Source organism: Shimazuella sp. NTD250, from assembly GCF_059510375.1.
Map to the genome: position 1 here is coordinate 547280 of NZ_JCAJZS010000001.1, position 11643 is coordinate 558922.

The following is an 11643-nucleotide window of genomic DNA, read 5'->3' on the forward strand; positions in this document are numbered from 1 at the left end:
GTCAAATCTGACAATTTTTCGTCACCAACTGAAGTGCTAGAGAACATGAAAAAAGTGTAGGACTTGTCCCCCTACACTTGGTATTTCTTCTTACAAGTTATGTACTAATCATGAGATTTCTTTCAAAGAACGTGAGTGTTCCAATCTTCCCATAAGTTTTACTTTTTGGAAGCAAAGATGCTGTTAATTTTAGCTAAATTACTACGGATTAACTGCCAAACCGTTGCTGTCAAGCGCACAAGCATTGGTTTTTCAGGATCTGATGATTGGATTAATGCCCGTACAACGGCTTCCAGTTCTGTTGTACCGATTTTCATTTCTACAACATCAGTTTTCCTTTCTGTGATAACATCTTTCAGGTTTGCGAAAATGCCTTCCTGTTCTGTGATAATATCTTCCCATTCTGTAGCACGTGCTTCATCAGCGATAATGTCTTCCAATTTTATGATCTCAGTTTTAAGTTCTGTAATCACGGCTTTCCTTTTTGGGGTAATGTCTTTCAGTTTTGTGTAAATGTTTTCCCTATTTGCGATGATAACTTTCCGTTCTGCGATAATATCTTCCCATTCGGCAGCATCGGATCCCATATCCGGGGTACGGGCCTCCATTTCTACGACATGTGCTTCCATTTTTGCGTTATCGACTTTCAGTTCTTCAGTACTAACTTCTAGTTCTTCTACACTAGCTTCCAGTTCTGCTGTACTGGCTTTCAATTCTGCTACACTGGATCTCAGTTCTATGTATTCTTCGGACCACTTATCCTTTGTAACGTTATGTTGCTCAGTTAGTATCTCCTCAGAAGCAGGGAAAGAGCTATTATCTTTTTCTTCCATACATCATTCCTCCTAAAAGTTTAGAGTCAAAGTGACAGATAACATTTCATCTAAAGGGGGTTACATCAAGATAGCATCACTATTTGTCTGATTTTGCAGGGAATGAGTTCAACCGTACACTAAACCAACAGTCATAGCTAATTACTGTTAAAATGAAGCTGTTTTTCATCATGGAGTGATCTGATTGGGGACGAGACGCCCGCCAAGATCAAAAACAAGATATACCCCCACCTAACCATAAAGGCAACGTATATTCAATGTTTAGGATAGATTGTCAAATCTGACAATTTTTCATCCCAACTGAAGTGCTAAAGAACATGAAAAAAGTGTAGGATTTGTCCTCCTACACACGGTATTTTTAGTTACATGGATTTAGCAACCATAACAAGTAATAATTTTAATAAAATTTCGCAGAGCGTGAGTGTGACTATCCTTTGGTCTTACTTTTAAAAGTAAACATGCTTTTCATTTTAGCTAAAAACGACTTCGGTTTCTTCTGACTTTCCAGTATCGCTTGTTGACGCTGTTTCGATTCTTCTTGATTCTTTAGTCTGGTCTGTTCCATCTTCTGTAATGTTTGCTTGATTTCGCGCACATCGCTTTCTAGTTTTCCCAAGTCTTCGGTAACTTGGTTAGCTAATGATTGATGCTCCTCGGTTGGATCTTGCTTATCCTTCTCTTCCGAAATAGGTAAAGACTTTCCAAAACTCAATTGTTTTTTATCCATTTATAATTCCTCAAATCTGTAATTTCTTGCTTCCCTTATGGGACTTGGAGCTCATTTCATCCCCGTAGTCAGATGAATTTTCTCTACACATTTTGCTATGTCTGCGTTGATCTGTGAACCTTTAAATCGCAGCAGCTTCCATTTGTGCTTTTTGCGAATATAGTACGCTTTTTTACGATCTCGAGCTTTTTGTTTTTTCGAACTGTGATATGCTGCACCATCGCACTCGATGATCAGCTTATATTTAATGATGGCTAAATCACAACGATATGGTCCCATGACATACTGGGCTTTCACACGATAACCTGCCCTTGTCAGGGCAACATATAAGTTTCTTTCAATCGGACTTTTTCTTGTACGGATATAATGAATATCTGGCAATTTCCCCGTCTTTAACCACTGATAAAAAAACAGACCAATACTCCCTATATCATCCCGAAAACGAATCCACTGAATGAATGGTGTTGGCAATGGATTACACTCCTAGTAGTAGATAACGACATTATTTTCATCATATCATATCTATTCATACAATTCTTTCCTTAGAAAACTAATGATTACCAACCTGTATGAGAAAACTCATACTTTGTCCATACCAATCTCGAGCATTCACCATAAAAGAGTGAGACTTTTGATCATGCTGGGATCGAAAAATTCCAAAAGCAATATCCGCTGGGATGGCAGCAGATAATAAATGCCCCATACTTTTCTTGGGAAACTGATCTATTAGCTTCTCCAAAGGAATCCCTAACTTCCGATAAGCCGCTAATTCTTCTTGATCTAGCTTTACGTCTGCACGACCGTCAGGGATAAAAAAGTCTATTTGCTCCACTTGTGTGTCTGCTTGTCCTAATGCCATTGACAACGAATCCTCTAGGTTGTCCGATAGACCAATCCCTTTTAGCGTACCTAAAATAGAAGCTCCTCTTTTTATCGCATAGTCCTTCTCTTCCACTACCAGAATAACACTGCCTTCGGCAACAATATGACCACTCGCTTGATCTGAATAAGGTCGATATTCTCCCTCAGGAGAAACAAATCCATTGGATTGCAAAGATTGGTATACCAATGGCGTTAATGGTGCTTCTGCACCACCAGCTAGAACTGCTTTTGCTTTACCCAATTGAATCGTTTGTACCGCATGTTGCAGGGCAAATCCTCCACTTAACAAATCCGATGAAATCGTTTTACTATATCCTTTGATTTTCTTTTTTATGGATATTTCACCTTGTGGAGCAGTTGGAAACCAAGCAGTTGCTACATAAGAGTTAATCATAGAGAAACCTTCACGATGCAGCGCAGCAAGTTGAGACTCCACATAGCTCCACCCACCAAAACAATTGCCTAAAACAATGCCCATTTCGCTTTGATTTGTAGGATTCAGCAAAAAATTTGCGTCATCTAATGCTTTATTAGCAGCAACCATAGCCATTGCAGTAAAACGATCTATCTTCTTCAATTGTCTTTTTGGAATCTCAGCCAAGCCTTTTTCATCTATGGGAGATACAATATAGGACGAATTTTCCCCTTTAAAAATCTGTTGCTGTTGATAAGTGGATATCCCAGTATGGATTTTTTGAAAGAAGTCTTCTTTGTCCATACCTGCTGGTGTCATAAGTCCGATTCCTGTGATCACGCACTCTCTGTCCATTTGATTACCCCTCATATCTACTAAGCACTAGACTGGAATGGATACCTGAAAATCCACTGCTCACCTTTAGAGCAGTTTGTACAGAAGCTTGATAGTTGGATCTAGTAATGACATTCAGATCGCATTTGGGATCTTGTTGCTTTACATTGATCGTTGGAGGAATAATATGAGTTTGAAGCGTCTGAATTGTGCTGATTAACTCGATGCTATTGGATGCAGACAATGGATGTCCGATTTGGGATTTAACAGATGTTACTGGTATATTTCCTGCCCTTTCTCCAAAAATGTAATGCATTGCATTACTTTCCGCTCTATCATTTTGGGGAGTGGAAGATCCATGTAAGTTTACAAAATCAATTTCCTGCTGATTGATTTCCGCATCCTCGATTGCCAATTGAATCGATTTTGCGATCGGGATTCCGTCTTCTGCTATATCTGTCATATGCTCCGCATTGTTACAGCTCCCATAACCCAACACTTCAGCTAAAATGTTTGCTCCACGATTTAGCGCATGTTCTAATGATTCCAAAACAAGAATGCCACAGCCTTCTGCTAGCACAAATCCATCCCTGTCTGTATCAAATGGTCGTGAAGCTCCTTGCGGATCATGGTTTCTCTTGGAAGTGGCATTGATTTTCCCAAAAGATGCAACTACTAATGGCGTAATAGGGGCTTCTGTTGCACCTGCGATAACCACATCAGCCCAATTGGTTTGGATAGCTTGGAGCGCATATCCAACCGAATCCAATCCACCAGTACATCCGGTAGTAATAACGTTATGACCACCCGTAAAGTTGAACTTTTGCGCTAATATCCGGCTGACTGTCTGAAATTGAAACCATTCATATACAACAGGTCCAGCATGAAAAGCTGAGATTTCCTGCGTTCCCTTTTTGGTAAGGTTTTCAAAGCTCTGTTCCATACTCTCTATATTTCCAATCGCACTGGAGATATAGACTGCACTTCTACTCGGATTATAATCTTTTAATTGCGCTTGTTCTATCGCCTCTGTAGCTGCTTTTACTGCAAACTGACAGCTGCGGTCCATAGTTGGATCAAAGTCATATTTTTCAGGTGTGAATTCGTTTACTATCCCTGCCATTTGGCTAAAATCTTCAGGTATTGGGAACTTCGTTACATGCCTGACACCGGAGATTCCTTGTTGATTACTCCTCCAGAATTCCTCTACCCCTATGCCAATTGGAGAGACAACCCCCATTCCAGTAACCACGACGCGCTTCTTCATCTGGAGTTACCCCTTCTTAAAATATTGTTTTAAGGTGTCTAGCTCCTGTTCCAACAAACTCAAGCTTTTCCTCACAAAATCTTCAGGCGAGTCTTTTGGAAGGTATAAATGAAAGTTCACCCTGCAACCATCATCTGTATCTTGAATAGAAATATTAGCCTTTTCTTCTTTATTGCTAAAGATCGAGTTAATTTGAAGATAATCTTCTGCTGCCTTTTTATTTACATCAATCCACGTCAATGAATGCCCTATTTTTGTTGCCATTTCATATTTATTATCTTTTTTCTCTACAACCCGAGTAAAAAAAACAGTCCAAATCGGTAAGTTTTCCACTTTGGAAACAAAATCGCTTACTTTTTTGCGTGGTGCACGGATCTCTGTACTAGCCACATGATGAACGACATCCATCAATGATTCTCCTCCTCTATCATTGCTACAACTCTTGTCCATCCTGCACCAGCTCGATGAATTTTAATGGGAAAACAGGATACTTTAAATCCAAATTCACATGGAATCATATGCAGATTGGCCAATCGTTCAATCTGACAATATTCCTGCTTTCGACCATAGCAATGAGCTGGCCATAAAACGTTTTTATCACCTGTTAATCGGTATTCTTCCAGCATCCGCCCAAACGGTGGATCAAATCCAAAGCTGTCCACTCCAATAATCTTTACACCTTTGTCTACTAACCATTGTGTTGCTTCTACCGAAACCCCTCGGAACTTCGTAAAATATTCAGGTTTACCCCACAAAAGATCAGCTTTCGTTTGAATGAGAACAATATCGAAGGGTTTAATCTGATATCCAATACCCTCTAAAAAAGTTACTACTTCGTCTAATGTAACTGGATATTCAAGATGAGGGTCGGCACGAATGACAACTCCATCCCCGTAACACCACTCAAGCGGGATATCTTCAATCGTCTTAGCTGATTTTCCTTCGCATATCGGGCCATAGTGCATAGCAGCATCCAAATGTGTGCCAGAATGCGAGGTTATCTTGATTCGTTCCAGAGACAGCCCAAGACCATCAGGGAAATCTTCTTTCGAAAGCCCAGCTGGAGCTCCTAATATCTCTGCTCCTTCTTCATGAGTGATGTATTCAATCTCAACGGGTTCTGGTTCGCTGGAAGTCCACTCTAGGGTGACACTTAAATCAATAAACTTCATCGTGCTTCACCTGAATTTTTTTGTTTAAAATGAACAGCAAACGATTCTAGAATTTTCCCAAGCCGTTTTGTAAGAGCATCTGCGTATTGATCCATTCGTAACTGGTAATCATTCCTTTCTTCTCCTGTCTTTTCGGAAAGAAGAAACTGACGAGAAGCTATCACATTTGTTCCATCATTTGCTTCAATAAAACTCCATGATCCTGTATGATAAGCCAATCCTAGTGGCGGATCAGGACTGAAGAAAACAATTTCATTGGTATCCAAAGCAAAACGAATTGTTCGAACATATTCTTTCACGTCATTTCTCCACACCTGCATCGCAAATTCTTGATGACGGCCATCATCATACAACACCAATACATTATCCACGGGGTCCCAAACCTTCTGCCACTCTCCAATATTCCAAAATAAAGCGAATACTTCATTTTTTTTGGCTGGAATAAACTGTGATACTTGAATAGCACGTTGTTTTTGTTCGATGTATGTTTTAAAGGAAGTGAGATTTTGTATTAGGTAAAATGAGATTTTCTGTTTAAATGCTGCTATATCTTTCAGGGTGGAATTTTCGGATTTTAATTCAAAGTTTCGAGAGGCTTGAACAAGTGTATTACCAGTTTGGCCGTTTGTTTGAAACGTCCAAACTCCACTCATATGTTTCACTCCTGGCGGTGTTTGCGTTTGAAATATTTCAATCTTCTTCATGGGATCACAAAATCGGATAGAACGAACCGTTTCTGATCCGGTAGGACGGTCTACTTCCATAAAAAACTCCTGATGACGCCCATCATCATATATAACCTTCACATCCAAACAATCTGGAAGTACTTCTTTCCACTTCTTTATATCGGCATAAGCAGCGTAGACTTCATCCAGTGCGGCTCCAATTTCAATCGTTTTTGTGACATTCAACCCTTGTCCCCTCCATCCTCCATAATCTTTTTCCACTGGTTTAGTGTCGTGATAGCGTGTTCATGTAATTGTTCATTGACAATGGAAGCAACTTGATTTTTGTCATCGGTACCAAAAATCTCTTCCATCCGATCTATCTTAAGATTCCAACGATGTATCAAGGTAACATGTGTTTGATTCTTTTCTATTCCTTTGATGATCCAAGATCCTGTATGATGTTCTAAATATTTTGGCGGTTCAGGTTGGAAGAAATCAACTCTATTATTTTCCATTCGTCGAACAGAGCGCACAGATACTTGGTTTTTACCTGTGTCTACGTTCATTAAAAATTCTTGGTATTGGCCATCATTATAACGAATTTCAATCTTTTTAATGTGTTCCAAACGCTCTTCCCATTTGTTCAAATCCCACAGTGCTTCTCGAAATTGCTCTGGTGCACAGTTTATGATGATTTCATCTGCTCTTTCAAACTCAAAAGGGCTTTTATCTGACTGCTTCTGCTTTAACACTTCTATCACTTCAGCTATTGTATTCGTGCGGACAATTTCTCCATCCTCTAATTTCATTCCAAGGTCGTCTTCAATCAAACCATATAACTCTACAATCTCTTGTGAATCCATTGCAAGATCATCCCCAAGAGTAGCATTCATCTTTAATTCATCTACTTCAATATCCATTTTGCTAAGAAGATCTTGAACCACGTGGATATCCATGTCTTAACCTCCATTTTTCTCACTCTAAATAAATACTTCACTCATGACTAAACAATAAAAGTATAAACTAAGATAAATCCTGAATCCGGGGAATTTTATAAATAAAAAAACGATAAATATAATTTCTTAAGTAAGATTTGATTGTTATCATCATTTCTACATAAAAATACTTATCCAATCAAAAGCTCAATTAAAAGTAATTATATTTATCTACTTTCAAGGCATAAATAAGCCCCTATTTAGCTGAATATTATATTGCTTATGAATTACAAGTCAAGCGGTAATTCCAGCCTGCCAACTTCGGAATATAATGATTTTTTCAATTTCCATCAGACTATTTTTTTGCGACAATAGTCTATATCATTCGTGAAAAGGGGATTTTTCCTTGGAAAATAAAATTTTAGTTGCTGATGATGAAAAAAGTATGAGAGATATACTTTCTTATGCACTTCGCAGAGAAGGATATGTGGTTGAATTGGCACAAGATGGTGAAGAAGCATTACAAAAAATTGGGCAGTTTCAACCTCAAGTTGTCATCTTAGATGTCATGATGCCAAAAATGAGCGGCTATGACATATGCCGTAAAATAGAGTCCGACCAGCATATTGGTGTGATTTTACTCACGGCTAAAAACGATATTGTCGATAAGGTACTCGGCATGGAATTAGGAGCAGATGATTATATCACCAAACCTTTTGATATCAGGGAGGTACTAGTAAGAGTCAAATCATTGTTCCGTCGCTTATCCAAGCATCAAAAGCCTGCCAGTGAGAGCGAAGAATATACCCTTCATGACCTGTTGATCAATCAAAAAGGGCGGAGAGTTGTTGTCAATGGAACATTTATTTCGCTTACATTAAAGGAGTTTGATCTATTATTTTTATTGATCTCTCACCTCGAACGAGTTTTTACAAGAGAAGAGTTACTAGATTTGGTATGGGGAATGGAGTATTTAGGCGGTACGCGTACCGTAGATATTCATATTCGCCGGCTTCGTCAAAAATTAGGAAGCCCTTATGATAACTTATTAAAAACGGTGCATGGGGTTGGATATAAGTGTACGAATATATTAGGTGATAATCGATCATGAGGAATAGTTTGAAAATAAAATCAGGGATTTTCTTAGCTATTCTATTAATCGCTACAGTCGCATTTTTAGGCTTTTTTATATTAAGAGGAATCAAAAATGACCAAGAGAAAAAGCAAGAAACATATTTACGAGAACAAAGCAATATCGCCAGTGTGTATGTGGAACAGATTATTTTAGCAGAATCAAACAGTCCAGATGATTCTGATTGGGAAGATGACCAACAAATCTATCAAAGAATGGGTCCACAGATTGCTATGCGATTAGGTACTATCACTGGAATGGATATCGTTTTGTATGATTACAAAGGAAAAAAAATCGGCAGTTCCGGTTTTGGCAGTTTTGATCCAAAATTAGTCCAGTTTGGACTAAAAAATAAAGTGGCATACAAAACGGCAGGAAATATGTTTTATTATGTTGCTCCCTTAAATAACGGCTTCACTGGTGCTATTGGGTTTGGTTATTCGCTGCAAGAAAGTAATTATTTTTACCATACCATTTTTAACCTGTTCCTTCAGTTTGGCATCGTTGTTATCATCCTGAGTTTTCTGATTTCCTACTTTTACTTTTTTCCCATTACAAATGGGATTTTACGTTTAAAAGAAGCCACCGAACAAATCGAACAGGGCAAATATATCACCAATCCTCCTCTAAAACGATCAGATGAACTCGGTAAACTGAGCCAAGGAATTTATTCGATGAGCCAACAAATCGAACAAAATATTATTACGATGAAGCAAGAACAAGCAAAGTTAAATATGGCAGTAAAAAAACTAAAACAATTAGAGAAACAACAAAAAGTATTCATTGGAAATATAACCCATGAGTTTAAAACTCCGCTGTCCGTCATTTTAGCTTATATGGATTTGCTGGAGATGTACCGAGATGATCCAACATTAATAGATGATGCACGAGAAAACATCAAAAAAGAAGCAGAGCGTTTGTACAATCTAGTGGAAAAAGTTTTACACTTGGCTTCTGTAGAAAAATATGACTTTGAAATTCAACAAGAAAAAATAGAATCAAGTGATATTTTAGCAGAATTATGTGAGCGAATGAGCGGAAAAGCACAAAAGTTTGATGTTGATCTCAAATGCGACCTTAGGCAAGCATTTGTCTGGATGGACAAGGAAAGTTTTTATCTGATTTTTATCAATTTATTGGATAATGCCATCAAATACAATGTTCAAGGTGGAAGTATCCTTCTTACCAGCGAAGTAAAAGAAAATACCTTGAACATCAAGCTGCAAGATACTGGAATTGGTATTCCTCCTGAGGCGATCGACAAAATATTTGAACCCTTTTATACCGTAAACCAAGATCGAGCCAAATCATCTGGCGGGACAGGGCTGGGATTAGCGTTAGTTAAGCAATTAGTAGAAAAGCAACAAGGTACCATTGTTTTCCACAGTGAGCACGGAGATGGTACAGAAGTTTGTCTCACCTTTCCTTTATATGATGGAAAATGATTTTACATATTCGAAACAAATCCTATATCTTTCTGAAAAATACGCTCGATAAAATTGCCCTAACAACATATAGAGGAGAATAAAAATGAAAAGAAAGAGCGGCAAATGGATTGGATTTGTATTGGCAGTTTCCCTCACTTTGACAGCTACGGGATGCAGTGCGAACACCTCATTGGAAAAAATTACGGTAAAGGACAATAACGAGGTTGCCTACAACCAAATGATGATGCAGAAAATAGACACATACAAAGATGTAAGTGCGATTGATTGGCTGAATAATGATCAGGTTTTTACCAGTGAGAAAAATGATTTAATTCGTTATGACTTAAAGACCAAACAAGCAGAAACGATTTACAAATCTAACAAATCTAATTATAAATATTGGAATGTATACCCTTCTCCAGATAAGAAACATGCCTTTATCGAAGCAAGTAACAGTGATGATGGTACCAATAACTTTTGGTTTATGATGGATGTAGAATCAAAAAAACTAATTCCTGTATCATTTGAATTCTCAAGTGATCTATTTATTCAATCGAGAATTTGGTCTGATAACGAAAAATTGATTATTACAAACTATAGAGGTGGAATATACGAAGTTTATGTAAACGGAAAAACTGCCAAAATAAAACATACTCTCGAAGATGTAGAAGACTTTGAAGACACATTTAATACCACACAAGTAAAAGATAAATTTTTTTACTTGGACGAATATAAATTAATGGTCTGGGATAAAAAGACGAATAAAACGAAAATGCTAATGAATCCCGTTGAGAATTTCACTATATCTCCTGATAAAACCAAAATCGCAGCAGAGAAAATCATTCCAGTTAATCCAAACGAAACATTCGAAGGAAAGGATAATACAAAGACAAAAGAAAACCTTGTTGTGATGGATTTATCTGGAAAAATACAAGCAGTAGTGGATAATAGTTTGGATATAGGAGGAGTAGGTTGGTCCCCTGATTCAAAGAAAGTGGCTTACGATGGCGGAAAAAGTACATCCAGTGAACTGTATATCTCTGATGTATATAAACCTCAACCTAAATTAATAGCTGTCAACGTTCTTGGATTTTTTCTAGATCATGATCCGATAAAATGGAGTCCTAATGGAAATAAACTGCTCATCAACGGTTATTCTGACCCTGTCAAAGGTCCAGATTACAGCTCTCCTGTTCTTTATATCATCACATTGGGTCAACATACTTGAGACTTCCACAACACACAAAAAAGGGCCTCCTAGGTAGGCCCTTTTTTATGCAAACAAACTTCCATGTTGTTTTGTCCAAGAGATGTGAAAAATACTCATTTTAGTCAAACAATTTCTAAATTGATTGTTATATCATAATATTCATAAAGTAAAAAACATTCAAGGAGTTGTTTTATTGTGAAAAAGATCTTTTCCTTCGTTTTTGTCCTAACACTTCTTTGTACGTTCGGATTACCATCTTCCTCTTTAGCTGCTAAAGATTCTTGCAGAGGTGCAAAAACTTATGTCATTTTGTATAAGCAAAAAAATTTCCAAGGAGAAAGTAAGAAATTTTGCAAAAGTCAAGATTTAGGGAAAGATTGGAATAATAAAGCTTCTTCAGCAATCTTTATTGTGAAAAAAGGGAAAGAAGTTACCTTATGGGTAGATTCTAAAAGTTCAGGTGGAAGCGCTGGAATATTTGCTAGAAATAATAAGAAATTTTCTGATTTTTCAAAAGTAATAGACGAAAGAAGTGGTGGTAATTTTGATGATCAGATTTCTTCTATCGAATTCAAAAGGTAGAAGAAATCCTTCAGAATAAAGAAATGGCTTACACGATTTATACAGCGATTTTTTGCACCA

General features: G+C 37.6%; 13 protein-coding genes. 4 read left to right on the forward strand and 9 right to left on the reverse strand.

The features are described from left to right. Positions 1 to 158 precede the first annotated feature (158 nt). From AC5WOF_RS02955 to AC5WOF_RS02995, 9 genes are all read right to left on the reverse strand, one after another. Positions 159 to 833, reverse strand: a complete 675-nt coding sequence (locus AC5WOF_RS02955) for a hypothetical protein (RefSeq protein WP_496048457.1) — start codon at positions 831 to 833, stop codon at positions 159 to 161. 427 nt (positions 834 to 1260) lie between these two features. Beyond that, a complete protein-coding gene (locus AC5WOF_RS02960) occupies positions 1261 to 1560 on the reverse strand; it encodes a hypothetical protein (RefSeq protein WP_496048458.1) in 300 nt (99 codons plus the stop codon). 51 nt (positions 1561 to 1611) lie between these two features. Then, a complete protein-coding gene (locus tag AC5WOF_RS02965) occupies positions 1612 to 2031 on the reverse strand; it encodes an endonuclease domain-containing protein (protein WP_496048459.1) in 420 nt (139 codons plus the stop codon). A gap of 79 nt (positions 2032 to 2110) precedes the next feature. Beyond that, positions 2111 to 3211, reverse strand: coding sequence for a beta-ketoacyl synthase N-terminal-like domain-containing protein (locus AC5WOF_RS02970; protein ID WP_496048460.1), 1101 nt, complete (start codon positions 3209 to 3211; stop codon positions 2111 to 2113). 4 nt (positions 3212 to 3215) lie between these two features. After that, complete coding sequence (locus AC5WOF_RS02975; protein ID WP_496048461.1) at positions 3216 to 4457, reverse strand: beta-ketoacyl-[acyl-carrier-protein] synthase family protein; 1242 nt, start codon at positions 4455 to 4457, stop codon at positions 3216 to 3218. 6 nt (positions 4458 to 4463) lie between these two features. Next, entirely contained in the window at positions 4464 to 4868 is a 405-nt protein-coding gene (locus tag AC5WOF_RS02980) for a hypothetical protein (protein WP_496048462.1), read from the reverse strand. Beyond that, a complete protein-coding gene (locus AC5WOF_RS02985; RefSeq protein WP_496048463.1) occupies positions 4865 to 5629 on the reverse strand; it encodes a cyclase family protein in 765 nt (254 codons plus the stop codon). The genes AC5WOF_RS02980 and AC5WOF_RS02985 overlap by 4 nt, the downstream gene beginning before the upstream one ends. Further along, on the reverse strand, positions 5626 to 6540 hold the full coding sequence (locus AC5WOF_RS02990; protein WP_496048464.1) for a type II toxin-antitoxin system RatA family toxin: 915 nt from the start codon (positions 6538 to 6540) through the stop codon (positions 5626 to 5628). Before AC5WOF_RS02990 ends, AC5WOF_RS02985 begins: the two co-directional genes overlap by 4 nt. Next, positions 6537 to 7253 carry a hypothetical protein gene (locus AC5WOF_RS02995; RefSeq protein ID WP_496048465.1) on the reverse strand — a complete coding sequence of 239 codons (717 nt, stop codon included), beginning with the start codon at positions 7251 to 7253 and terminating at the stop codon, positions 6537 to 6539. The genes AC5WOF_RS02990 and AC5WOF_RS02995 overlap by 4 nt, the downstream gene beginning before the upstream one ends. Before the next feature lie 385 nt (positions 7254 to 7638). Here AC5WOF_RS02995 and AC5WOF_RS03000 point away from each other — a divergent pair, with 385 nt between their 5' ends. The 4 genes from AC5WOF_RS03000 to AC5WOF_RS03015 all read left to right on the forward strand — a co-directional run bounded on the left by AC5WOF_RS03000 (position 7639) and on the right by AC5WOF_RS03015 (position 11583). Next, entirely contained in the window at positions 7639 to 8343 is a 705-nt protein-coding gene (locus AC5WOF_RS03000) for a response regulator transcription factor (protein ID WP_496048466.1), read from the forward strand. Continuing rightward, positions 8340 to 9809, forward strand: a complete 1470-nt coding sequence (locus AC5WOF_RS03005) for a sensor histidine kinase (RefSeq protein WP_496048467.1) — start codon at positions 8340 to 8342, stop codon at positions 9807 to 9809. Before AC5WOF_RS03000 ends, AC5WOF_RS03005 begins: the two co-directional genes overlap by 4 nt. A gap of 85 nt (positions 9810 to 9894) precedes the next feature. Then, positions 9895 to 11019: a TolB-like translocation protein gene (locus AC5WOF_RS03010; RefSeq protein WP_496048468.1), complete on the forward strand. Its 1125-nt coding sequence runs from the start codon at positions 9895 to 9897 to the stop codon at positions 11017 to 11019. Positions 11020 to 11196: 177 nt separating this feature from the next. Beyond that, positions 11197 to 11583 (forward strand): hypothetical protein, encoded by a 387-nt coding sequence (locus AC5WOF_RS03015; protein ID WP_496048469.1) that lies wholly within the window; start codon positions 11197 to 11199, stop codon positions 11581 to 11583. Positions 11584 to 11643: the final 60 nt, after the last annotated feature.